At 59.4% G+C, this 25049-nt stretch carries 18 protein-coding genes and 1 pseudogene; 8 read left to right on the forward strand and 11 right to left on the reverse strand.

The annotated features are described in order from the left end of the window. Positions 1–110 (reverse strand): annotated as a pseudogene (locus V7747_RS09610) (electron transfer flavoprotein subunit beta/FixA family protein); the annotation flags it as partial. Positions 111–403: 293 nt separating this feature from the next. Here V7747_RS09610 and V7747_RS09615 point away from each other — a divergent pair. Next, the gene (locus V7747_RS09615; RefSeq protein WP_335615823.1) at positions 404–2068 is read left to right on the forward strand and encodes an electron transfer flavoprotein-ubiquinone oxidoreductase; all 1665 of its coding nucleotides are present in this window, start codon (positions 404–406) and stop codon (positions 2066–2068) included. 117 nt (positions 2069–2185) lie between these two features. Here V7747_RS09615 and V7747_RS09620 read toward each other — a convergent pair whose 3' ends face one another. From V7747_RS09620 to V7747_RS09640, 5 genes are all read right to left on the reverse strand, one after another. Next, positions 2186–2347 carry a hypothetical protein gene (locus V7747_RS09620; protein ID WP_335615824.1) on the reverse strand — a complete coding sequence of 54 codons (162 nt, stop codon included), beginning with the start codon at positions 2345–2347 and terminating at the stop codon, positions 2186–2188. 105 nt (positions 2348–2452) lie between these two features. Next, positions 2453–4573, reverse strand: a complete 2121-nt coding sequence (locus V7747_RS09625) for a TonB-dependent receptor family protein (protein ID WP_335615825.1) — start codon at positions 4571–4573, stop codon at positions 2453–2455. Positions 4574–4820: 247 nt separating this feature from the next. After that, entirely contained in the window at positions 4821–5723 is a 903-nt protein-coding gene (locus tag V7747_RS09630; RefSeq protein WP_335615826.1) for a transglutaminase family protein, read from the reverse strand. An 11-nt stretch (positions 5724–5734) separates the two neighbouring features. Then, entirely contained in the window at positions 5735–8323 is a 2589-nt protein-coding gene (locus tag V7747_RS09635; protein WP_335615827.1) for a circularly permuted type 2 ATP-grasp protein, read from the reverse strand. Between the two features lie 60 nt (positions 8324–8383). Further along, the gene (locus tag V7747_RS09640; RefSeq protein ID WP_335615828.1) at positions 8384–11716 is read right to left on the reverse strand and encodes a transglutaminase family protein; all 3333 of its coding nucleotides are present in this window, start codon (positions 11714–11716) and stop codon (positions 8384–8386) included. Between the two features lie 257 nt (positions 11717–11973). Here V7747_RS09640 and V7747_RS09645 point away from each other — a divergent pair, with 257 nt between their 5' ends. The 3 genes from V7747_RS09645 to V7747_RS09655 are packed head-to-tail and all read left to right on the forward strand — an operon-like array spanning position 11974 to position 15622. Beyond that, positions 11974–13428 (forward strand): circularly permuted type 2 ATP-grasp protein, encoded by a 1455-nt coding sequence (locus V7747_RS09645; protein ID WP_335615829.1) that lies wholly within the window; start codon positions 11974–11976, stop codon positions 13426–13428. 3 nt (positions 13429–13431) lie between these two features. Next, positions 13432–14403: an alpha-E domain-containing protein gene (locus V7747_RS09650; protein ID WP_335615830.1), complete on the forward strand. Its 972-nt coding sequence runs from the start codon at positions 13432–13434 to the stop codon at positions 14401–14403. A 49-nt stretch (positions 14404–14452) separates the two neighbouring features. Beyond that, positions 14453–15622: a zinc-binding metallopeptidase family protein gene (locus tag V7747_RS09655; RefSeq protein ID WP_335615831.1), complete on the forward strand. Its 1170-nt coding sequence runs from the start codon at positions 14453–14455 to the stop codon at positions 15620–15622. Between the two features lie 6 nt (positions 15623–15628). Here the strand turns inward: V7747_RS09655 and V7747_RS09660 are convergent, their stop codons facing one another. Beyond that, positions 15629–16006, reverse strand: a complete 378-nt coding sequence (locus V7747_RS09660) for a YkgJ family cysteine cluster protein (protein ID WP_092283489.1) — start codon at positions 16004–16006, stop codon at positions 15629–15631. A 203-nt stretch (positions 16007–16209) separates the two neighbouring features. Between V7747_RS09660 and V7747_RS09665 the strand changes: the two genes are divergently transcribed. The 4 genes from V7747_RS09665 (at position 16210) to V7747_RS09680 (ending at position 22110) form a co-directional block, all read left to right on the forward strand. Continuing rightward, complete coding sequence (locus V7747_RS09665; protein ID WP_335615832.1) at positions 16210–17427, forward strand: serine hydrolase domain-containing protein; 1218 nt, start codon at positions 16210–16212, stop codon at positions 17425–17427. Between the two features lie 831 nt (positions 17428–18258). Then, positions 18259–19305 (forward strand): DUF2817 domain-containing protein, encoded by a 1047-nt coding sequence (locus tag V7747_RS09670; RefSeq protein ID WP_335615833.1) that lies wholly within the window; start codon positions 18259–18261, stop codon positions 19303–19305. 93 nt (positions 19306–19398) lie between these two features. Beyond that, positions 19399–21153 (forward strand): alkaline phosphatase D family protein, encoded by a 1755-nt coding sequence (locus V7747_RS09675; protein ID WP_335615834.1) that lies wholly within the window; start codon positions 19399–19401, stop codon positions 21151–21153. 99 nt (positions 21154–21252) lie between these two features. Beyond that, positions 21253–22110 (forward strand): PA4780 family RIO1-like protein kinase, encoded by an 858-nt coding sequence (locus tag V7747_RS09680; protein ID WP_335615835.1) that lies wholly within the window; start codon positions 21253–21255, stop codon positions 22108–22110. Between the two features lie 143 nt (positions 22111–22253). Here V7747_RS09680 and arfB read toward each other — a convergent pair whose 3' ends face one another. The 4 genes from arfB to V7747_RS09700 form a co-directional block, all read right to left on the reverse strand. After that, on the reverse strand, positions 22254–22667 hold the full coding sequence (gene arfB, locus V7747_RS09685; protein ID WP_335615836.1) for an alternative ribosome rescue aminoacyl-tRNA hydrolase ArfB: 414 nt from the start codon (positions 22665–22667) through the stop codon (positions 22254–22256). A gap of 92 nt (positions 22668–22759) precedes the next feature. After that, entirely contained in the window at positions 22760–23470 is a 711-nt protein-coding gene (locus V7747_RS09690) for a glutamine amidotransferase-related protein (protein ID WP_335615837.1), read from the reverse strand. A gap of 52 nt (positions 23471–23522) precedes the next feature. Next, positions 23523–23918, reverse strand: coding sequence for a hypothetical protein (locus tag V7747_RS09695; protein ID WP_335615838.1), 396 nt, complete (start codon positions 23916–23918; stop codon positions 23523–23525). 10 nt (positions 23919–23928) lie between these two features. Then, entirely contained in the window at positions 23929–24930 is a 1002-nt protein-coding gene (locus V7747_RS09700) for an Lnb N-terminal periplasmic domain-containing protein (protein WP_335615839.1), read from the reverse strand. Positions 24931–25049: the final 119 nt, after the last annotated feature.

A 25049-nucleotide genomic window follows, 5' to 3' on the forward strand; every position in this document is an offset into this window, starting at 1 on the left:
GGGTTCATCGACATTTTGACGTTGGCGAGATCGACGCCGGAGTTGTCCGCCTTGACGCGAACCTTGACGTTGTAATCAACGACTCGCTTAACCGCTACAAGTACCTTCATGATTGCCTCATTTTCGGATGGACCAAAACAAAACCCGCAAAAAAAAATGACTGAAAAGTCCATTTTATTCACATTCAGACTAAAGCGGGCCCGTCATTCAAAAGCTCTTTATCATGACGGCCAGCTCACAGACGGTCAATACTTGCAACCCGACCATAGGCGCAAGAGCGAGACAAAACGCCATCTTTGCATTGGAGCCGAAACAACGGGCTGTTATACTTCGCGGCTAATCGATCATGGAAGATCATACGAAAATCGATACTTGTGACCGGCCTAGAGTTAGGAGATACATAGTGGAACGCGAATTCATGGAGTTTGACGTTGTCATCGTAGGTGCTGGCCCATCCGGCCTGGCAGCTGCATGTCGAATCAAAAAGCAGGCAGCTGAATCCGGCCAGGAAGTCAGCGTTTGCGTCGTAGAAAAAGGCTCCGAAGTTGGCGCCCACATCCTCTCTGGTGCCGTGTTTGAACCCCGCGCACTGGAAGAGCTGTTCCCTGACTGGAAAGAACTTGGCGCTCCGCTGAACACACCGGTTACTCGTGACGACATCTATATGCTCACCAGTGCCGAGAAAGGCAGCCGCATCCCTGACCTCTTTGTGCCCAAGACCATGCACAATGAAGGCAACTACATTATCTCCCTCGGCAACCTCTGCCGCTGGCTGGCCGAACAGGCTGAAGCCCTTGAGGTTGAAGTCTACCCGGGCTTTGCTGCACAGGAAGCACTGATCGACGAGAATGGCGTGGTTCGCGGCATTCTGACTGGTGATCTGGGTGTTGACCGCGAAGGCAACCCGAAGGAAGGCTTCTATACTCCCGGCATGGAGCTGCGTGCCAAATACACCCTGTTTGCTGAAGGTTGCCGCGGGCACATCGGCAAGCAACTGATCAAGCGCTTCAATCTGGATTCAGAAGCCGACGCCCAACACTACGGTATCGGTATCAAGGAAATCTGGGACATCGACCCGGCCAAGCACGAGCAAGGCCTGGTGGTACACACCGCTGGCTGGCCACTGGACGTGGTCGGTACCGAGAACACCGGTGGCTCATTCCTGTACCACATCGAGAACAACCAGGTTGTTGTGGGTCTGATCATTGACCTGTCCTACGCCAACCCGCACCTGTCGCCCTTCGACGAGTTCCAGCGTTACAAGCACCACCCGGTAATCAAACAGTACCTGGAAGGCGGCAAGCGTGTTTCCTACGGTGCTCGTGCGATCTGTAAAGGCGGCCTGAACTCGCTGCCGAAGATGGTTTTCCCGGGCGGCGCACTGATCGGCTGTGATCTGGGCACTCTGAACTTCGCCAAGATCAAGGGCAGCCACACCGCGATGAAATCCGGCATGCTGGCAGCTGACGCGGTTGTAGAGGCTCTGAAAGCCGGCCGTGAAGGCGGCGATGAGCTGACCGGCTACGTCGATGGCTTCAAGGCCAGCTGGCTGTATGACGAACTGTTTGCCTCCCGCAACTTCGGGCCGGCGATTCACAAGTTTGGCCCGTTGATGGGCGGCGCGTTCAACTACATCGATCAGAACTGGTTCGGTGGCAAGATCCCGCTGACCCTGCACGATACCAAGCCGGATTACGCCTGCATGAAGAAGGCGGCCGACGCACAAAAGATCGATTATCCCAAGCCAGATGGCGTTATCAGCTTCGACAAGCTGTCTTCGGTGTTTATCTCCAACACCAACCACGAAGAAGATCAGCCTGTTCACCTGACGCTGAAAGACCCAAGCATCCCGCTGGAGAAGAACCTGCCGCTGTACGACGAGCCTGCGCAGCGCTACTGCCCGGCCGGCGTCTATGAGATCGTGACCGAAGACAACGGCGATAAGCGCTTCCAGATCAATGCACAGAACTGCGTGCACTGTAAGACGTGCGACATCAAGGACCCCTCCCAGAACATCAACTGGGTGGCCCCTGAAGGCACCGGCGGCCCGAACTACCCGAACATGTAACGCGCACCTGCGCGTTACAGCGGGAGATCCCGAGCTGTAAGCCACAATAAAAAACCCGGCCTATGTGCCGGGTTTTTTATTGGCTCTTCATCTGGTTATCGAAAGTAACGATGCTGCTTAATCGTCCTCATGCAGCATGCGGTAGACCTCCCCAGCATCCAGCTCATTAAGCTCTTCACTTTCGATCGGACCTTCCCAGTGGCTGTGGGGCGGGTCCAGTTCCGGCGATGGCAAATGTGGCAAGTTGTTCTCACCGGGATGATGCTGATCAAAAGACATGGGGTACCTCCCGACTGAATCACCAAGGGCCTACCCTTCAGTGAAGCAGAGTCAGGCAGGCTTTCCAGTAGACAGGACGAGCGGTCACGCCGCTCACCTCCGACCTTACAGCCAGCTCCAGGAAAACCCGGTATAGACACCAAGTCCTTCGCCTGGGGTCAGGCGTGCTGCCTCAACACCGTTGTCGTCGTAACCCGGCGTAACCGTGGCGGCGTAACGCTCGTCGGTCAGGTTGCGCAGCTCAAGCCACGCCTGCCAGTCCTGCCGGGGCGCGTCGTACCCCAAGGTCGCACCAAAGGTGGTGTAGGCATCGGCATACCAGGAGTTGGCATAATCCACCGGCACCTTGGAGGCATGCTGTGCGTTGAGGCCAACATAGATACCCTGTGGGTGCTGATAGCGCAGCTCGCCCTGATAGTAATGACGCGGCAGGCCCGGTAATCGGTTATCGCCGAAGGTGTCGTCATCGCGGTAATGGAAGTCGCTAAAGGTGTACGCCTGACGCAGCGCCAGCGCCCCCAGGTCGCCGCCTTGCCAGAGCTGACTGATCAAGCCGACTTCCAGCCCTTGATGCACGGTCGGGCTGGCGTTGGATTCGGCGAAGATGTTTGGTTCGATCTCGATGGTCAGCAGCTCATGGCGCACCTGCGCGTAGTAATACGCCAGATCCCAGAGACCGATCAGCGAGTCACCGCGGGCCCCAACCTCAAAGGTGGTTGCGGTCTGGTTATCCAGGCTGACCGGGGCGCTTTGGCGATTGCTCCAGGGCTGATCACTGACCGGGAAACGCGTGGGCGAACCCCATATCATCGACCACGGGTGCGGCGGCTCTACAGAACGCGACAGGTTCCCGTAAAGCTCGCTACCGGAATCCAGGCGATAACGCAGCCCCAGGCGCGGCGCATAATCCCAGGTGCCTTCGTTGAGTTCCTGCTCGGTTTCCGGCCAGGTCACCTCGACCTCACGCTCGGTATAAATCAACGCCAGGCCACTGGTCAGCCACAGGTTACGCGCCAGTTCCAGCTCATTGCTGATATGCAGCACGTTGTCTGAGCCCTGGTGCGTGTAGTTACGCATCAGAGTGCCCACCGGATAGACAGTGCCACTGGCATTGAGCGGTTGGTAGGCGGTTTCCTTGGCATCGCTGCTTGGCAGGTTGGTGGTGGTGCGCCAGCCGACGGTGGTGTTCGAATTCAGCCCGAACAGCTCGTGTTCCCGACGGTAATTCAGGGTCGCACTGACATCACTGTAATCCACCCGAATGCGGTACGGACTCTCCATCAGGTCCATCGGGTAATGGTGATAAACCAATCCCATTTCCAGCGTACTGACGTCGTCCAGGCGCAGCGTGGTCTTGTTCGCCAGCCAGGTACTGCCAGGCTGCTCGCGTTTGGCGTCACGGGCGATATTGGCGGCGCTGGCCTGAGTCGGGTCATCGTCGATCTGCGTCTGGGTGAGGCGACCAGGCGACTGATGTTCAGTCTCGCGGTAACGCAGGAAGAAGCGGGTTTCCAGATCGGGGCTCAGCTGCAGACCCAGGTTGGCCACGATCCCCTTGCCACTGCCGGCAGCGTGATCCTGCTGCCCGTCGTAGTGCAGATCGGTGACACCGACGTAGTAGTCGAGGTTGTCGATGACCTGGCCAGAGGCGATGTGACGCTTGAGGTAGCCGTCGCTGCCCGCCTCCATACGCAACTGCAGACGCGGCGCATCAAAACCGCTACGGGTGATGTAGTCGACGGCACCGCCCAGTGCCAGCGAACCCCGGTCGAAGCCGTTGGCGCCGCGCAGCACTTCGGCACGACTGAGCCATAACGGCTCCAGCAGCTCATAGGGCGTGCCCCCTGAGCCGGTCAGCGGCAGACCCTCAAGCATGATGTGATTACCGGAGGCATGCGCGCCGGGGCCGCGATTGATGCCCGACCCACGGATGCTGATTTTAACCCCTTCGTTGCCAGGTGACTGAGCATACACACCAGGCTGATAGGCCAGCACATCAGCCACACCGGCCACCCGCCCCTGCGCTACCTGCTGCATATCAATCAGATTGGTGCCGCCAGGCACCTCATGCAGCTGCTCTCGAGCCTGCGCTACCGCGTCCAGTTTCTCGCCAGAGATGGTCATGGCCTCAAGCTGCACCGCCTCTTGCGCCTGTGCAGGCGAGGCAAGCAAACATGCCAGACACAGCGGCGCCAGACGGTTGGGGGGGCTTAACGGATGGGGCATGCGGCAACTCCAGCAGCGGATAAATAGAATCGGCGCATTTTACTGGTTTACCCGGACCCGACAACCAGTGCTTGGCCTTGCAGTCTGTTCGATGCCTTGCTCACGCTGCTCTATCTATGCAGACAGGTAGAGGCAGCCAGGCCATATTCGTCCGGCAATGCACTGGATTGGCGAATCAAGCTTCAGTGCCTGAACACCGATAGAAACGCGAAATGGAGATGAAAAGACCGAGGTCGCGCAAGCGCTGCTAAAGCAGCGACGCTTCCTCACGCAGGGGGATCACATCAACTGCCACGCTGAGCACGTGATCGCCACCGCCGGTCATCACGCCCTTGAGGGGCGTCACATCGGCAAAGTCGCGGCCCCAGCCAAGCACAATGTAACGCTCGTCTGGCATGCAGCCGTTGGTGGGGTCTATTTCCAGCCAGCCCCAGCCCGGAATGAAAACCGCAGCCCAGGCGTGAGTCGCATCAGCGCCTAGCAGCTTCACTTCACCGGGCGGTGGCAAGGTTTCCATATAGCCACTGATGTAGCGCGCCGCCAAGCCAAGGGAGCGCAGGCAGCCAATAATCAAGTGGGCAAAGTCCTGGCAAACCCCGCGCTTACTGGCGAGCACATCAGCCAGGGGCGTAGCGACCGTCGTGAACTCGGGGTCGTAGATAAACTCGTTGAAGATCTTGCTGTTCAGTTGCAGCACCGCGTCAACCAGGTTACGCCCCGGCGTGAAGCAATCGCGCGCGTACTCCGCGAGTCGGCTGTGCTGAAAGATGAACGGCGAGCTGAGCACATACAAACGTGCTTCCAGACAATCGCGGTTGGTTTTGCGTGGGTCCTGCTGCAACTCCCCAGCAGCAGCCTCCCAACCAATACTGCTGAAGAAATCGGCGGCCAGCCGCGGGCGCGTGACCACATTGCTGCTGACGGTTACGTCCAGGCTGTCGTGCAAGGACTCAATGGAGAAATACACCACCCGGTTGCCGAAAAAGTCCGTGCGCTCACGCAGGCGGTCCGGTGTCGGTGATATCACCAGTTGGGTGTCGGTACAGTCCTGCCACGGCAGGTTACGCGGTAGAATACGCGCCTCGTTGTGGCTCAGCGTGACCGCGCCGCTGTATTCGTAATGGGTAGTATGGCGTAGCTGGTATTTCATCACGGCCTCGGTCAGGGTTGCCCACTGAAATGCATGCTTACCAGCTGACGCGGTGCTTCAACGTGGCTGAAATGACTGTGCGAGAGCGCGTTAGACAACTCGGACATGGGTTCGATCAATTGATCCAGCAGATTGCTCAGCGCCTCTCTGGCTTCGGCAGAGCCTTCCAGATCGGTCAGCGTAGCAATATCGACCAGATGCAGCGTGCTGGTCGCCTGAATCACCAGGCGCTGCTCGGTATTGCGATACGGCGAGCTGCCTGGCGAGGGCAATTTGGCGATTTGTCTTTCCAGGCGTTTAAGCATGTAACCGATCGAACGCGGATTGGTTTCATCAAACAGGAGCAAATCAAGAATCGCCAGCGGGTGCAACTGGGAGCGGTAGCGACGGCGGTACACGGTGAGGTTGTCGGTGGTCGCCAACACCACCTCCCATAACGGAATGCCCGGTTCCTCGGCGGTGAGCAAAGCAAGCTTGAGCAGCTCTAGCGACCCCAGCAGGCGCTCAATGAAACGGCCTATATCGAGAAAACGCCAGCCATAGTGATGCGGCATGGTCTCGTTACACAGGCCGAAGAACGCCGCCAGGTCGAGCACCATCGCCTCAAGGTGGCGCTGCCCCACCACCACGCCGCGCGTGCGCGACATACTGTTGAACTGCTGTCGCAAGCTGTTGATGGCGCGCCAGGTGTCGTCGCCCAAGTGGTCTCGCACTGCACGGCTGTTGCGCACAAAATGCCCAAACAGCACTGGCAAGCCTTCCGGGAGATCATCGGAAAACATCTGCAACAGGCGATCACGGGTGAGTATGTACTCACGGGAAACGCGCCCTGCAACGACCGGCGCATCGTCTTTCTTGGCTTCGTCGTCGAGTGGAATTTCCAACGCCCGCAGCAGATCCGGCATCAGTGTAGAGCCGCCGTCCTGCCGTTCATCCTGCAGCAGTCTGGCAAGCGACTCACGGAGTAAGCGACCACGGGTGTCCAGACGCTCGCCGTAACGACCTAGCCAGAACAGGCTTTCCGCCACGCGGCACGGCAGGTCCTTGCCATCTCGGGTTACCACGATCGGGCCTTGGGCCTGGCGCAACAAGCTGATATGCGGCTGTGGCACGGGCGCCAGAACCCAGACGTCTTTTACCAGGCGGCTCTTCATCAGCGGTGCGCCCGCCTCGCCCTGCCACGCCAGACCACCCGGCATGACGCGATAGTTGCGCTCATTCACCGGTTTGAGCAGGTCATCCGGCTCGACCAGGCTGAAAAACCGCAAAGTGGTCTGCTGGCGCTCAAAACTGCGCGTCTGGGTATTGAAGCCCGGCGTTACGCCGCCAGCGATCTGCCGCTGGGCAGTAAACAGGTAAGGATGGTGCCGCAACTGGGTGCGCAGATCACGCAGAGCATCCAGGCCCATCTGGTCCGCCCGATAGAGCTTGCCCGGACGACTGATGTCGCGCAGGACCCACTCATCCAGCTCATCGTCTACCTGCGAAAGGCTATCGGCAGAGCCGCACCAGAGGGTTTCGCGGCACGGCAGCAGCAACTCTTCGCCCAGCAGAGCACGGCAGAGGTCCGGCAGAAAGGCCGACAGCCCAGGATGCTCGAGAATCCCGGCGCCGAGGGCATTGGCGATGTGTACATTGCCGCAACGTGCAGCCTGTAGCAGCCCCGGCACCCCCAGCAGCGAATCCGGCCGCAGTTCCAGCGGATCACACCAGGGATCGTTGATCTGTCGCAGGATGACATCAACCTGGGTCAAGCCACCCAAAGTACGCATGGCGACCTGGCCGTCGCGCACCACCAGATCATCGCCTTCAACCAGCGAGAAGTTCATATAGTTGGCCAGCCAGGCATGTTCAAAATAACCGGGGCTGCCGGGGCCGGGCGACAACAGCACAATGTTCGGCTGCTCGCGCTGGGTTTTGGTCAGGCTGGCCAGGCAGCGGTGCTGCGCTTGCAGAAAACCTGCCAGGCGTTTGATCGGGGCGTCCCGGTAAATGCTGGGCAATGCCCGCGCCAGCGTGATGCGATTTTCCAGCGCATAACCCACGCCCGCAGGTGACTGTGTCCAATCACCCAGCACCTGCCAGCCACCGCGCTCATCGCGTATGACATCGGTGCCGTGGAAAATCAGCAGCGGACGATCAACCTGCTGCGGATCATCGGCGGCGGAGAACAGAAAGCCGGGATGGGTAAAAATCAGCTCAGGGGGCAGCAGGCCTTCCTGAAACACCCGCCGCGCGCCATACAGGTCGTCCAGCAGGTTTTCCAACAGGCGACTGCGCTGGCGCAGTCCCGCTTCCAGCGTCTCCCACTCCTCGGTGCTGATGACCCAAGGCACGCAATCAAGCTGCCAGGAGCGCAGCTGGCCCGGGTCGTCCTCGTAGGGGTTGAAGGTGACACCATTCTCGTGCAGCAGGTTCTGAACTTCTTCACTGCGGCTGACCAGAGTGTCGGTGCCCAGGCTGGCAATATCGTCCAGCAAGCCCTGCCAATGCGCACGGGGCTGGTGATCGGCATCCAGAAGCTCGTCATGGCCAGTGTGACCGGGATAGTCCCCCAGCAGCGTTTTTAGCGGAGAGACTGCGTTACCTGCCTGTTGCATGCAAAGCTTCCTGAAGGCCACCGACATCGGCGGCCCGGCACTATGGGATTTGGTCAGCCATTATAAACCACGGCTGGCTACTGCGGCACGACGCAAATCCAGGGTATGCGGATATTCCTGCCCCGCTGCCTGCCGCACATCGGCCATCGAGCCTTGAGTATGGCCGTAATCCCAGAAACGTGTCATGCGCCTGGCTTCCGCTTCGTTCGCGTTAACCGGGAAGGTTTCATAACCGCGACCACCCGGATGCACGACATGATAGGTGCAACCGCCAACCGAGCGCTGATTCCAGTTATCGACCAAGTCAAACACCAGCGGCGCTTGAATGGTGATCATCGGGTGCAGCGCCGAGGGTGGCTGCCAGGCCCTGAAACGCACTGCGGCAACCGCCTCACCGCTGACGCCCGTGGGTTGCAGAGGCACCTTGTAGCCGTTGCAGGTCAAGGTGTAACGCGCGGCGTTGAAATCTGTCACTTTGACTTCCATGCGTTCCACGGACGAATCAACGTAGCGAGCTGTCCCACCACCGCTCACCTCCTCGCCCAGTACATGCCAGGGCTCTATCGCCTGGCGCAACTCGATACGCACATCGCCATACTGCACCTCGCCGGCATGCGGAAAACGGAACTCCAGGAAAGGCGCAAACCATTCATCCTTGAAGGCAAAGCCGTGCGCGCGCAGATCGTCCAGCACATCGCAGAGGTCTTGCCAGATATAGTGCGGCATCATCCACTTGTCGTGCAGCGCGGTTCCCCAGCGTGCCAATGGCTGACGATAGGGCTCGGCATAGAAGCGCGCGACCAGCGCGCGGATCAGCAACTGCTGCATGAGGCTCATGCGCGCATGGGGCGGCATCTCAAAACCACGCAGCTCCAGCAGGCCCAAACGCCCGGTGGCGCTGTCTGGGGAGTACATCTTGTCGACACAGAACTCGGCGCGGTGGGTATTGCCGGTGATGTCGGTCAGGAGGTTACGCACCAGCCGATCCACCAGCCAGGGCTGGGGCACTTCACCGGTGGGCATCTGCGCCAGTGCAATTTCCAATTCGTACAGCGCCTCGTGGCGCGCCTCATCAATCCGCGGCGCCTGACTGGTGGGGCCCAGGAACATGCCGGAGAACAGGTAGGACAGACTCGGATGGTGCTGCCAGAAGGTCAACATACTGGCTAGCAGATCCGGGCGGCGCAGGAAGGGCGACTCCGACGGCGTGCGCCCACCCAGGGTCACGTGGTTTCCGCCGCCGGTCCCGGTGTGCCGGCCATCGAGCATGAACTTCTCGGTGCCCAGACGTGTTAACCGCGCCTCTTCGTACAGAATCTCGGTGTTTTTCACCAAATCGGGCCAGTTGCCTGCGGGCATCACGTTGACCTCGATTACCCCCGGGTCCGGCGTGATCATGAACTTCTCGATACGCGTGTCAGACGGTGGTGCATACCCCTCAATGCACAGCGGCATCTTCAGCTCGGCAGCAGTTTGCTCCAGGGTGGCCAGTAGCGATAGATAGCTCTCCAGCTGGGTCAATGGCGGCATGAAGACAAAGAGCTTGCCATCGCGCGGCTCAATGCACAGCGCAGTGCCAATGATGCCCTCTTCCTGCAGCGTCGGAATCTGCTCCTGCCATTCCTGGCCGGCCGCCATATGATGGCTGCCTTGCCCGGCGCCGGCGTTTGGCTGCTGGGAGGCGCTGTATAATCGCGCGACCTCACCATGGATGTCGGTCAGCTCCGTGGCCGGCTCAAACAGCGAGGCAGCCTGTGGCTCTTCACGCTTCTTCTCCGGTAATGCCGATAGCGGCAGCCGCAAGCCCATGGGCGAATCGCCCGGTATCAGATAAAGATGCTCGCGGCGCAGCGGCCATTCGCCGGTCTGCCAGACATTCTTCGCCTTGCCGGCCGCCAATGGCAGCGCGAAACCGGTAATCTCATCCAGGCCACGCTCCAGCAGACGCGCCAGACGACGGCGAGTTTCATCGTCCTTGAGATCGGCTTTGGTCAGATCGACGTCCGCCGGCAGTGTTTGCTCGATCCACAGGTAATAATAGGCATCTTCATAGCACGGGATCAGGTACTGCGCAGACAGGCCCAGCCGCTTGACCAGGGTCTCGGCAAACAGCTGCGCCTCGGCATCGCCGTAACCGTAATCTTTCTCCATGTCGGCCAGCCACTGATCGTCCTGCCACATCGGCTTACCGTCACGGCGCCAATAGCAGGCCAGCGCCCAGCGCGGTAGTGGTTCACCCGGATACCACTTGCCTTGCTGATAATGGATCAGCGAGTGCGGTGCATAATGCGGGCGCAGGCGCCGTAATAGCGCTTCGGAAAGCCCCCTTTTGGTCGGCCCCTGCGCAGCGATGGTCCATTCTGGTGCATCCATATCGTCAATCGAGACGAAGGTGGGCTCGCCACCCATGGTCAAACGCACATCCTGCTCGTCCAAACGCGCATCCACGATGGCGCCGAGCGCATTGATTTCCTGCCACTGCTCGTCACTGTACGGCAGGGTCACGCGCGGGTCTTCGTGCACCCTGGTGACGCTCATATGAAAATCAAAGGTAACTTCGCACTTGCCGGTTGCCCCGGTAATGGGCGCGGCGCTGCTGGGCTCAGGCGTAGCGGCCAGAGGCAAATGCCCTTCGCCGGCAAACAGCCCCGAGGTAGGGTCAAGCCCGACCCAGCCTGCGCCCGGCAGAAAAACCTCGGTCCAGGCGTGCAGGTCGGTAAAGTCGACATCCGTACCCGAGGGGCCGTCCAGCGCTTTTACATCCGCCGTCAGCTGGATCAGATAACCCGATACAAAGCGTGCGGCAAGACCCAGATTGCGCAAAATCTGCACCAGCAACCAGGCCGAATCTCGGCAAGAGCCGCGCTTGAGCGCCAGCGTCTCTTCCGCCGCCTGGACACCCGGCTCCATACGAATGAGATAAGCAATATCCTGCGACAACCGCTGGTTTATCTCGACCAGAAAGTCGCTCACGGTCGTCTCTTTACTGGTAACGCCCTCAAGCCACTTGTGCAGCAGAGGCCCCGGCTTTTCTGCATCCAGATAGGGAGCCAGCTCCCGCTTCAGCTCTTTGCTGTACTCGAAGGGGAAGGTTTCCGCGTACTCCTCGACAAAGAAGTCGAAGGGGTTGATCACCGTCATCGGCGCGACCACTTCCACGTCTATGTGCAGCTTTTCCATCTTCTCCGGAAACACCAGCCGAGCAATATGATTGCCAAAAGGATCCTGCTGCCAATTGATAAAGTACTCGCCTCCGCTAACCTTGAGGCTGTAGGCATCAATTGGCGTGCGGCAGTGCGGCGCCGGCTTGAGGCGGATTTGATGAGGTGCGACAGTGACCGGACGATCAAAGTCGTAGTGCGTGGAGTGCCTGAGTGCTACACGGATAGTCATGCTGGATGATCCCGGTTATATGGTCGGCAGATGCGTTACCAGAGCAAAGCAATGGCTATGCCAACACCTTGGATGATACAAGCCTATTACGCACCTGATTTCTTAACACGCTAATGTGACACTAGCCAGTACAGCAGTAACTCATCACCACAACCTGGCCACCGTCAGACGAGGTGAGCCAAACATTCACCCGGTGTTATCTGGTATGGCAATTGCAGCAGATCTGCCATCCCTCCCCTAGCGGACAGAGTAGCTGAATGAGCAAAGTAAACTGGGAAAATTACCTATCCAAGGGCTTTTACGACGAACTCATCAAGGCACCAGGACAGCCGAGGCAGGAAGCCAACCTGCTGTGCCAGTACCTCGCCAACCTTGATGCGCGTGAGCTGGCCGAGCACAAGACTGCGGCCGAGGTGGCCATCCAGCTGATGGGCATCACCTTTACCGTTTATACCGAAGGCAACATGATCGACCGCGCCTGGCCGTTCGACATAGTGCCGCGCATCATCCCTCTCAGTGAATGGCAGAAGACCGACGCCGGCCTGAAGCAGCGCGTGCAGGCGCTGAACATGTTCATCGATGATCTCTACCACGACCAGAAGATCGTCAAGGACGGTATATTCCCTGCTGAAGTGCTTGCCCAGTCGGTCAACTTTCGTCCGCAGTGTGTCGGCATTTCTACCCCGCATAACGTCTGGGCGCATATCTGCGGCTCAGACCTGGTGCGCGACAACGACGGCACCCTCTATGTACTGGAGGACAACCTGCGGGTCCCCTCCGGTGTGTCCTACATGCTGGAGAACCGCAACGTTACCAAACGGGTATTGCCGGACCTGTTCGCCAGCGGCCGCATTCAACCTGTTGATGACTACACCTCTCAGCTATACGACATGCTGGCCTCGCTATCGCCACGGCCAGGCGACGATCCGAACATCGTCATTCTTACTCCCGGCATCTACAACTCAGCCTATTACGAGCACTCCTACCTTGCGGCGCAGATGGGCGTGCAACTGGTAGAAGGCCCGGATCTGGTGGTGGGCGATGATGACTGCGTGTACATGCGTCTGATCGATGGTCTGAAACGGGTAGACGTTATCTACCGCCGCGTGGACGATATGTTCATTGATCCCGAGGTGTTTAACCCCGACTCTATGCTCGGTGTGCGCGGGCTGATGCGGGCCTGGCGCAAGGGCAACGTCGCGCTGGCGAACGCTCCGGGTGCCGGCGTGGCGGATGACAAGGTGGTCTACGCCTTCGTGCCGAAGATCATCGAGTACTATCTGGGCGAGCAACCGCTGTTGCCCAACGTGCCCAGCTACTTGTGCATGTTCGAAGAAGACCGCAAGTATGTACTCGCCAACCTCGACAAGCTGGTGGTCAAACCGGCAAATGAGTCCGGCGGTTACGGCATGTTGATCGGCCCGCATGCGAGCAACAAAGAACGCGCCAAATTTGCTGAACTGATCAAGGCCGACCCGCGCAACTACATGGCCCAGCCGACGCTCAGACTATCGACCTCTCCCACCCTTTGCGGCAAGGAAATGGAACCTCGCCACGTGGATCTGCGGCCCTTCATCCTGTCCGGCGAGAGCAACTGGGTCACCACCGGCGGGCTAACGCGGGTGGCACTGACCAAGGGCTCACTTGTCGTCAATTCGTCACAGGGCGGCGGTAGTAAAGACACCTGGATCGTAGACATGGCGGGGAACTGAATCATGCTTTCACGTGTAGCCGAAAATGTGTACTGGCTGGCCCGCTACCTGGAACGCGCCGAAGATACCGCGCGCCTGCTGAGCGTCAATAGCCACCTGTTGCTCGATTTGCCACGCACTACCGAACTGGGTTGGTCGGAAATTATCGCCATCACTGGCAACGATGAACTGTTTGACGAGCACTACCCCACCCGCGATGAGGCCAGCGTACTGACCTTCATGTGCGGCGATAGACGCTATCCCGGCTCGATTCTCAGTTCACTGAGCGCAGCAAGGGAGAATCTGCGTACCACCCGCGACGTGATTCCCCGGGAAATATGGGAAGAGGTCAACCAGATGTACCTCAACGTCAAGGAACAGGTAGGCTCGGGCATTACCCCGCGCCGGCGCGACGCCTTCCTTGGCCGAGTGATCCGCAGCTGTCAAACAGTCAACGGACTGATTGAAAGCACCCTAAGCTACACGCAGGTGCGCTCCTTCCTGATGCTCGGCCGTCAACTGGAACGGGCCGACATGACCACCCGCGTACTTGATGTGCGCTCGGCCAACTTGTTGCCACGGACACCCGAAGACCTCAAGCCCTTCGAGACATTGCAGTGGATGAGTGTGCTCAAGTCGCTCAGCGGCTATCAGATGTACCGCCAGCATGTGCGCCTGCGCATCCGCGGGCCGGACGTACTGCAGTTTCTGCTGCAGGATCGGCTGTTCCCCCGCAGCGTCGCCTGTGCTCTGGAGCGCCTGGCCAATGCGCTACTGACATTACCGCGGCATGAAGCAGCATTGAACGAGGTCGAAACCTGCCGACAGGACCTGGCCAAGGCCGAGATCGCCGTGCTAGCCGCCGAACCGGATCGCCTTCACGCCTTTGTCGACGAGATTCAGGTCGACTTCGACGAGCTGCACGAGGCCATCCGCCAGACCTACTTTGCGCAACCAGAAGAAAGCGCGCAAACTCAGTCTCAATCACAATCTTAAGCCAAAGGCGCGCATTAGCGCGCCAGCGGACGGGTAAAGGTAGGGACAGATGAGTTATTTTGATCAGTTGGTCCGAGCGACCGAAGGCCAGCAGCTGTTCGACTACCAGCCAACCGGTCAGGTGCAGCGCTGCCAGTGTGGCCAGGCCGTATTCTTTGACAACACCAAGTGCCTGCGCTGCGGGGCAGAACTGGGCTATCACCCGCTCAAGGGCAGCCTGTTCAGCCTCGAGGCTGCCAGCGAAAAGGGCCTTTGGCACTTGCAGGCCGATGCCGGTCAGCCCAAACGCCGCTATCGCCGCTGTCAGAATCTGACCGCGCCCGCTGCCTGCAACTGGCTGGTTACCGGCGACAACAGCTCGCCCTTCTGCCTCGCTTGCGCACTGAATGAAACCATCCCCGACCTGAGCCTGGAGGAAAATGCCAAGCTCTGGCACGAAACCGAAGTCGCCAAGCGCCGACTGGTTGCTCAATTGTTGATGCTGGGCTTGCCGGTTATCCCCCGCAGCGCTGATCCTGAACAGGGGTTGGGTTTCGACTTTCTGCGCCAACAACCCGGCGAAGATCCGGTCATGACCGGCCACATGAACGGCATGATCACGCTCAACATTGATGAGGCCGACCCCGCGCACAGGGAGCGCATGCGCGTCAGCATGCATGAGCCTTATCGCACCATGCTGGGCCATTTTCGTCACGAGAGCGGCCATTACTACTGGGATCGACTGGTACGCGACACCCATTGGCTGGAACCCTGCCGCGCCCTGTTCGGCGATGATCGGCAGGACTATCAGGAAGCTCTCAAGCGGCATTACAACGAGGGGCCGCCCGCCGACTGGAAAGATCACTTTATCAGCAGCTACGCCGCCACCCACCCCTGGGAAGACTGGGCAGAAACCTGGGCGCACTACCTGCACATGACCGACACCCTGAATGCCGCCCTAGACTTCGGCCTGCAGCTCGACACCCTGACACTGCAGACCGACCCCTTCGACAGCAGTCAGCTGGCCGCACTGGAGCACGGCGAAGATGACCGCCAGCGGTTCCTCGCCTTCGTCAATCGTTGGGTGCAACTCAGCAGCGTACTCAATGTACTGGCTCGCAGCATGGGCCAGCAGGATATCTATCCTTTCGTGTTGACCGTCGACAGCATGCGCAAGCTCTACCTGGTGCACTCGGTGGTGGCCAGTGCCGGACAACCCGCCAACGCAGCGGCTGCGTGAGCCAGCTCAGGCCGCGATGATCGGCACAAGCCGGGGACGAAGCGGGCTATCGGGGAGTGGCGGCAGACCGTGGGCAGCCCTCGCCTGCTGGCAACCCGGGCTGTCTACGCCATTTTCACCATGATAGGGAAAGTCCCGGCACGGGCTGGAACGCTTTTCATAAATGCTACAACGCGTGCCCTCACCCACTGTGCCCAGTAACGCCACACAGCGAGGTTTGGGCTGGTTGGTGCCTTGCATGCAGGCGCGATAAGGGGAAATCTGTTCGGTAAGCTGGGTGGGTACGTCACCGCCGGGCGCGCTGTCAGTCTCGCCCCAATAAAAAGAAACCCTGAAAGTGGCGCAACAGGCACCGCAATTCAGACAGGGCGATTGTTCGCTCATTTCATCGCAACCCTCATTTTGCTTCGGTGCCGCTTTTTACACCGAATTCAGGGCGCTCCACAATGGATTTCAGCGGCGGCGAACAACTATTTTTCTGCCCGCATCAGAGCGCTGCATGATGCGTCATTCGCGGCCTACGGGGGTTTCTGTTGGCGCCGCCGACAGGCTACTATCAAGTCATTGATCAATAACCGGAATTTCCCATGGAACAGAGTAACTGCATCGCCGGAATGGACCTTGGCCGCCTGGATCGCATCGGCGATCACTTGCAACGCGCCTACCTCGATCCGGGCAAACTGCCCGGCACCCTCACGCTGGTAGCACGCCGCGGCGAAATCACCTGGCTGAAGGCGCAGGGCCTGCGCGATGTCGAACGAGGCCTTCCGGTCGAGCGCGACACTCTGTTCCGCATTTACTCCATGACCAAGCCCATCACCTCGATTGCGCTGATGCAGTTGTACGAACAGGGTCGCTTTCTGCTTGATGAGCCAGTGCACAAATACATCCCCGCCTGGAAAGACCTGCGCGTCTACAAGACCGGCAGCCATCCGCAAATGCTGACCACCGCGCCACAACGGCCAATGAGCATTCGCGATCTGCTGACCCACCAATCGGGCCTGACCTATGGCTTCATGAATCGCACCAATGTCGACGCCGCCTACCGCAGCCTGAAGCTCGATGGCGGTCCCGGCCACACCCTCGACCGGCTAATAGACGAACTCTCGCGGCTACCGCTGGAATTTTCTCCAGGCACCGCCTGGGGCTACTCGGTTGCAACCGATGTGTGCGGCTATCTGGTGCAGGCGCTCTCCGGTCTGAGCCTGGATGAGTATTTTGCCAAACATATTTTCCAGCCACTCGGCATGCCCGATACCTTCTTCACCGTGCCGCAGGAAAAACTGCAGCGCTTTGCCGCCTGTTATCAATACCAACCCGGCGACACCTTCAGCCTGCAGGACGACCCGCAGAACTCGGCCTTTGTCAAGGCACATGGCTATCTGTCCGGTGGGGGCGGCCTGGTCTCGTGCATCGACGATTACTACCGCTTTGCCCAGGCATTGGCCAACGGCGGCGAGCTGGATGGCGCACGCATCATCGGCCGCAAGACCCTGGAGTTCATGCGCATGAACCACCTGCCCGGCAATCAGGACCTGCCCGGAGTGGCTATTGGCTCATTCAGTGAAACGCCCTATGACGGCACCGGCTTTGGTCTGGGTTTTTCGGTCAAGACGGATGTGGCCAAATCGCAGACGGTCGGCTCGGTAGGTGAATACGGCTGGGGCGGCATGGCCAGCACCAATTTCTTTATCGATCCGGTCGAGGATGTGCTGATGATCTTTATGACGCAGCTGATTCCTTCATCGACCTATGCGGTGCGGCAGGAGTTGCGGGCGATCATTAATGGGGCTTTGGTGGATTGAGTTAGTCGTCCAAACGGGGTTGTAGGACGGACAACGCCGCAGGCTTGTCCACCATGGTGGGTGGCTTCGGCCTCCCACCCTACGACTCCGAGTGTGCAGACGGTTTACCCGCGTCGGCTACGCTTGCCTTCTCCAACCACTGTGCCCAGCTAATTACGGTTTTCGCCTCTAGGCGAGTTAGAGGAGAATGCTTGCCCATTCCCCTCTAACAACTCCCCAGGGCACCCAGCTGCGCGGCCCTGCGGGTTCGCTGCGTTGCTCGATCTGTCGGGGCCCTGCGGAACTCGTCGCTACGCTCCTCAGACAGTCCTCGGGCTTTTTCCCGACAGCTCTGCGCTACTCGCCCGCTCAGATGGGATTTTTGGTCCGTGCAGTTGTTTGTTTTTTGCGGATATAACTAAACAACCAAACCTCAACACCACGCCACTCTGCGGCTGCTCATCCCCATCCAAGCTGTCGAGTAACGCAGGGGCCGAGCGATAAAGCGTCGCGAGTTGTCTGAGCGAAGCGAGTTTTCGCGGCGCCGCTCGGCACCGAGTAACGCAGAGAAGCCGAAGGCCAGCTTGGTCGGGGTGGCCTTTCTTTTGGTTACTTTTCTTTGGCCAAGCAAAGAAAAGTCACTCGCCATAAAGGCGAAAAACAAGCCATGCCAGATCACAGACCCAATAAAAAACAATGACTTATAGTGTGAATATTGCAATATCCCACACAGTACATGTCACCCCTGTATCTGAATAGAAACCCCATCCAAAAGCCCAGCAAGCAACACAACCATCATCCAACTGTCATACATTCCCGCTAGGGTAAAAACACACCTTGCCCGGGCCAATCATGACCGACGCGCTACATCAGATCCAACGCCACCTCCCAGAACACACCCAGCTGGAACGACTGCTGCACCAGGCTGCACGCCACGTACGCGTTACCACCCCGCTAAAGGTGCCCATCGGCAACCTGCGCATTCCCGTACGCGTTATCGAACTCGGCAGCCGTTCACCCAACGCGCCTGTTATCGGGTTCTTCGGCGGCGTGCACGGGGTGGAGCGCATCGGCACCCAGGTGCTGATTTCCTGGCTGCACAGCCTAGTACATCGGCTGGATTGGGATGATCAATTGCGCGAACAGCTTGAGCGTGTTCGGCTGCTGTTCATGCCGATGATCAACCCCGGCGGCATCTGGCACCATAGACGCAGCAACCTCAACGGTGTCGATCTGATGCGCAACGCGCCGGTGGATGCGATGGGCCCGGTGCCCTGGCTGGTCAGCGGGCACCGTATCAGCAAACGCCTGCCGTGGTATCGCGGCAAATTGGGGACGCCCATGGAGCCGGAATCGGCGGCTGTGGTGAAGGTGGTGCAGGAGCGCATGCAGCAAGCGCCCTTTGCCATCAGCGTGGACTGTCACAGCGGTTTCGGCCGCCGTGACCGGCTCTGGTGCAGTTATGCGCGCAGCCACAAGCCAATCGCCCATATCGCCGAGGTGCTAAGCCTCAAGCGGCTATTCGAGCAGACCTACCCGAACCACCATCCGTACATCATTGAGCCGCAGTCGATCAATTACACCACCCACGGCGATCTGTGGGACCATCTGTACGACACGGGTCTGGAGCAGCATCCCGACAACCTGTTTCTGCCCTTCACGCTCGAGATGGGTTCCTGGCTGTGGGTACGCAAGAATCCGCGACAGATGTTCGACTACTTCGGTTATTTCAATCCCGTGATCAGCCATCGCAAACAGCGCGTACTTCGCCAACATCTACCGCTGTTCGAATTTCTCACCCACGCCACACGCTGCTGGCGCAACTGGGCACCACGACCCGATGAAAGGCAGGAACTCACGCGCCAGGCCATTGAAGAGTGGTTTGTCGAATCCGACTAGCCGCTCTGGCGCGCCTTCCTCAACCTGTCACACAGGCTTGCCATTATTCCCCCGCCTTCACCTCAATCTGAGTTCAGCAAAGGGAGCAATAGCATGGCTGGTTTTACTCGACGGGATTTTCTTCGCGCTTCAGCGCTGGCATTGGGCGGCGTGGTGGTTTCCACCGGTTTGCAGGGCTGCCTCAGTAGCAGCTCTTCATCATCAGACCCGGCAACCACACGCCAACTGGCGTTCGAGCACGGCGTCGCCAGTGGCGACCCGCTGGCCGATCGCATCATGGTCTGGACGCGCGTCACGCCCAAGGACAGCTCAAGTGCTGATATCGAAGTCAGTTGGGAAGTGGCCAGTGATGCTGGCTTTGCCGACCTGCTGCACAGCGGCACCGCCAGCACCAGCGAAGCGCGCGACTATACACTCAAAGTCGATGTGCAGAATCTGACCCCAGGCCAGACCTACTACTATCGCTTCAAGGCAGCGGATAAGGTTTCCCCAATCGGCAAGATGAAGACCCTGCCCAGCGCCGGTGTTGAACAGGTACGCTTTGCCGTGCTGTCGTGCTCCAACTTTCCGGCGGGTTATTTTCACGCCTACGCGCAGGCTGCACAGGAATCCGATCTGGACGCCGTATTGCACCTGGGCGACTACATCTACGAATACGGCAGCGGAGGCTACGCCACCGAAGATGCCGCAGCGCTGGGTCGCAGCCTGCCCAACGACAACAATGGTGAGCTGTTCAGCCTGACCGACTACCGCAAGCGCTATGCGCTGTATCGCACCGATGCCGATCTGCAGGCGCTGCATGCTGCCGCCCCCTTTATCGCCGTGTGGGATGACCATGAGGTTGCCAATGACACCTGGACCGACGGCGCCGAGAACCATAACGAGGGTGAAGGCGACTTCAACGAGCGTAAGCTCGCCGCGCTGCAAGCCTACTTCGAGTGGCTGCCTGTGCGCCCCGCGAGCGAAGACGACGAATTGACCATCTACCGCAGCTTTGATTTTGGCGACCTGGTCAGCCTGCATATGCTCGATACCCGCATTATCGGCCGGGATGAGCAGCTCAATTACGCGAATTACTACACCCCTGGCGGGTTTGACGCCGCTGCTTTTGCTGCCGATGTCAGTTCCAGTGATCGCACCCTGCTTGGACAGACCCAAATGAACTGGCTGCAAAGCCGGATGGCCGTATCCACCGCCACCTGGCAGGTACTGGGCCAGCAGGTGTTAATGGGCCGCATGATGTTGCCGGCAGAAATGCTGACGGCACTGAGCAACCCCGCCGGCGCTGACCTGGCGACCGCGCTGACCGAGCTGGTTACGCTCAAGTTGCGCGTACAGGCCGGCGACCCGTCCCTGACCCCGGCGGAGATTGCCCGTGTAGAAACCGTGATCCCTTACAACCTGGATGCCTGGGATGGTTACGCCTATGAGCGCGAAGTGATCTTTGGCCTGGCCCGCAGTCTGGACAAAAACCTGGTCGTGCTCGCCGGCGATACCCATAACGCCTGGGCCAACAACCTCAGCACCCTGGCTGGCGACCCGGTTGGTGTCGAGTTTGCAACCGCCGGGGTCACCTCGCCCGGCCTGGAAAGCTACCTGGGCCTGCCCGCTGCTGCCATCCCCAGTGCCGAGCAGGCGATCACCACGCTAGTGGATGATCTGCAGTACCTCAACGCCAGCCAGCGCGGCTACCTGCTGGTGACCTTCACCCCGGAGCAGGTTCGCGCCGACTGGCGCTTCGTCAGCACGGTGAAGGCACGGGATTATGTGATCGACAGCAGCCGCAGCAAGACCCTCACCAGCCTGCCGGGCGGCGCCAACCGCACGCTCGCCAGCGGCCCGGTTTGAGGCAACGAACGGCGCGCTTTATGAATTAATTCAAGGAACTAAGGGCAACATTTACAGCGCCACTTAACACCCTCTATCCATTTAGGGTATAAGGGCGCTATGAAGATCCCCAAGCGCTTGCAACCACTGGTAGAAGACGGCCTCATCGACGAGGTCATACGTCCCTTGATGAGCGGCAAGGAAGCCGCCGTCTTCGTTGTTCGCTGCGGGAACGAGATTCGCTGCGCCAAAGTTTACAAGGACGCCGCCCAGCGCAGTTTCAAGCAGGCTGTGCTCTATCAGGAAGGCCGCAAGGTGCGTAATTCGCGCCGTGCGCGCGCTATGGAAAAGGGCTCAAAGTTCGGTCGCGACCAGCAGGAATCGGCGTGGCAGAACGCCGAGGTAGACGCCCTCTATCGCCTCGCCGCCATCGGCGCCCGCGTACCTACCCCATACGGCTGCTTTGACGGCGTACTGCTGATGGAACTGGTCACTGATGATGACGGCGATGTGGCGCCGCGCCTCAATGACGTCTCGATGTCGGCCGAACAGGCGCGCGAAGACCATGCCACCGTCATGGAGTACGTGAAGCTGATGCTCTGCGCTGGCTTGGTACACGGCGATCTTTCCGAATTCAATGTTCTGGTCGACGCCTACGGCCCAGTCATCATTGACCTGCCCCAGGCCGTTGACGCCGCCGCCAACAACAACGCGCGTAAAATGCTCGACCGTGATGTGCGCAACATGACCGAGTATTACGGCCAGTACGCGCCCGACCTGCTGGAAACCCGCTACGCCGCCGAGATGTGGGCACTGTATGAAGAAGGCAAACTGGCGCCGGAAACGGAGCTGACCGGGCAATTTGCTGATCCCGAGGGTGAGGCTGACGTAGACAGTGTTGTGGCTGAAATCAGGGCCGTGCTGGAGGAGGAAGCAGCTCGGCAGGAGCGCTTGCGGGATGCAGAAGCGGAAGATTGAGGAACGGTAACGGTCCGCCTTGAGCCATGCCTGATCTCAAGGTAACAGGTAAAAATCTTCTGATGCCTGACCTTGCTGATCGGCTGGTTATCGTTCGCCCAGGCGAGTCTCTCGAGCAGCACAAACAAGTAACACCGCCACCCCTAGATATCCACCTTCCCCCGCAACTGCTTGGCCTGCCCCCGCTTTACTTTACTATCCACCCGTCTTACCTGAGAACCGCGGGTTGGGCGTGTCGGCCGGCGCTTCTTTTGCACCACTATCGCGCTGAGAATCAGCTCACGCAGACGCTCGATCGCGTCGTCGCGGTTCATCTCCTGAGTACGAAACTGCTGCGCCTTGATGATAATCACACCGTCTTTGGTGATGCGCTGATCAGACAGGCGCAACAACCGCTCCTTGTAGAACGGCGGCAGACTGGAACGTTGAATGTCAAAGCGCAGATGGATAGCGCTGGCTACCTTGTTGACGTTCTGGCCGCCCGCACCCTGGGAGCGGACAGCGGAAATATCCACCTCCCAGTCTCCGAGCTGAACCTCGTTGGACAGAACAATCATGCGCCTTTCTCCACTTGACCAAATAGCGGTCCGCATCGCGCCGACCAGCCGTCAGGATACGCGCCTGCCGAGTCGACGGCAAAAAACCGGCCTTAGCGGGCGTGCTGCAAAAAACTCACGATCCAGTCGAGCATCACCTGATCATCCACCTCGGCTGCCAGCGAAGCGCGCCCGGCGCGCAACCGTGTGGGCGGAATGCTCGCCTCGCGTGCCGTCATCAGATCGGCCGAGTAGGTCTTGCAGAACTCGGGGTGGCCCTGCACGCTGAGAAAGTGCTGACCGTATTGCAGCAGGTAGTAAGGACAAAAGTCGCTGCTGGCCAAGACTTCGGCCTGAGGTGGTAACTGCACCACCTGATCCTGATGACTGACGATCAGATCCAGTGCCGTCGCCGCCGGTTTCATCCACTCCTTGTGCACCAGCACGTCATTGAAGGACATACCCACACCCCAGCCCTTGGGTGATTTAAGCACCTCGCCGCCCAAGGTTCTGGCCATTAACTGATGACCAAAACAGACACCCACTAGCGGCTTTCCCGCGGTCCACAGCTGCAGCACAAAGGCCTGCAAGGCATCAATCCAGGGCAGGCCATCGTATACACCGAATTTGCTACCGGTGGTCAGGTACACATCACAGCTGTCGACGCTGGCTGGCAGCTCACCCTCGTGGGTGCGGTACACCCGGTATTCCATATCTGGCAGGCGGTGGCGCAGCGGCCGCTCAAACATCTCGGGGTAATTCCCGTGTGCTGCCTGCAGGTCTTCACGTACATCGTCACACTGCAATAAACCGACTTTCATCATTTGCCTTCCGAAGATGGGAGCAACAGAGCTCCCGTGCTCACCAATAACTTTCTTATTCCAGCACCGGATCGCCAACCGAGTCTGGCAGCGCACCAGCCAGGGTCGCCGCGCTCTCGGCCAACACCAGCGCCGCTGCAATCTCTCCCGCTGTGGCGGCTTCGACCGACTGTGCGGCTAGCTCAGCCGCCTCGGCTTCCGGCGGCGCCTGCAACAGGTAGGTAATACAGCGCTGCAGCTGGTCGGCCGCCTCACTGTCGCCCTGATCGCGCAGCACCCGGGAGCGCTCCTGCAACAGCGCCATGCTGCGCTTGATGCGCACATCCGGAGCCATACTTGCGTCGGCCACGATATCCGCCACATTGTCCGACACTTCAGGGGCCTGCTGTGCCTGTGCGGCCAAAGGCATGGCCAGTGCGGTCAAAAACACCAGACGTTTGAAATTGTGCATGCTGACTCCGTTAGATTGTCGGACTGGCTGTGCCGTTGCAGCCCGGCACACCCTCACGAATGCGTCGAGAAAAATCGGCGGCGTCGTCTGCCGCGCGCGCCCGCTCGGTGATACAGCCACGCTGACGTAGCTCAGCCAGAGAATAGCCTTGTTGCAGCCCGCCACGCGCAAACACATACTCATCGAGATAGCCGCTGAGCAGCAGTCGATAGTCCAGCGGTAACCCGGGGTAGGTGCGCTTGGCAAAGGCATAGACGATGGTGGTGCAGTTGGCTTTCAGGGTGTGGTAAAAACGCGGCTCCACGGCCAGCTTGTTGGCAGCTTCTACATAGCCCAGCAAGAGTTCGCGGCCGTGCTCCGGGGAAATTCGCGTGCGGTAAAGGTAGGCATCCTCATCACGACAATTGGTGCGCACACGCACCATGTCGCGCTCTTCACTGGCCACGATATTCAACTCGAAGTGTTTGAAAAAACCACCCAGTACCGAGAATTCCTCGCAACGCTTGCGGCGTATTTCAACCGAAAAGGTCAGGTAGCGATCGTCGCCAAAGCCGAAGGACACCAGTACATGGGCAATGGGTCGCAGGCCCCAGAACGAAGTGATCATGTCTACGCTTTGCAGAGAAGACAGTTGATATTCGCGACTACTCCAGACCTGTTCATACTCGGTGCGGCTGAACCAGCGAAATTCACGTACGCGCTGCAGACTCAGGGTATCGCCGTCGACCGCGCCGGTCGTGGTGTAGGCGACATCATCTGCCCAGTCGCCCTGCCCCGTTGGCAGCAGACCGCGCCACCATAACAGGACCGGCGTTAGTCCGGCTGCCAGCCACGCCGCGGCAGCCAGGTATTCTCCACGCCACAGGCACACCACCGAGGTGGTCCACAGCAACACCCAAAGCGCGATGGGCACATAGCGCAGTTGCGCCCGATGCGGACGATGAAACCACAGAGCGAGTAGCACCCAGGCATTCAGCAGGAGCGCCAGCAGCAATACAAGACTCAACAGCATGTCACACCCTTTGCCCTCGATATAGGCGGCCTATCGCCAGACAGCCGCAGTCTACACCATGTTGTTAGCGAGTTTGTCATGCCCTGAAGCCGATTGGAGGCCGGCATATTGATGACGCA

This window comes from Halopseudomonas sp. (assembly GCF_036960865.1).
Classification (GTDB): domain Bacteria; phylum Pseudomonadota; class Gammaproteobacteria; order Pseudomonadales; family Pseudomonadaceae; genus Halopseudomonas.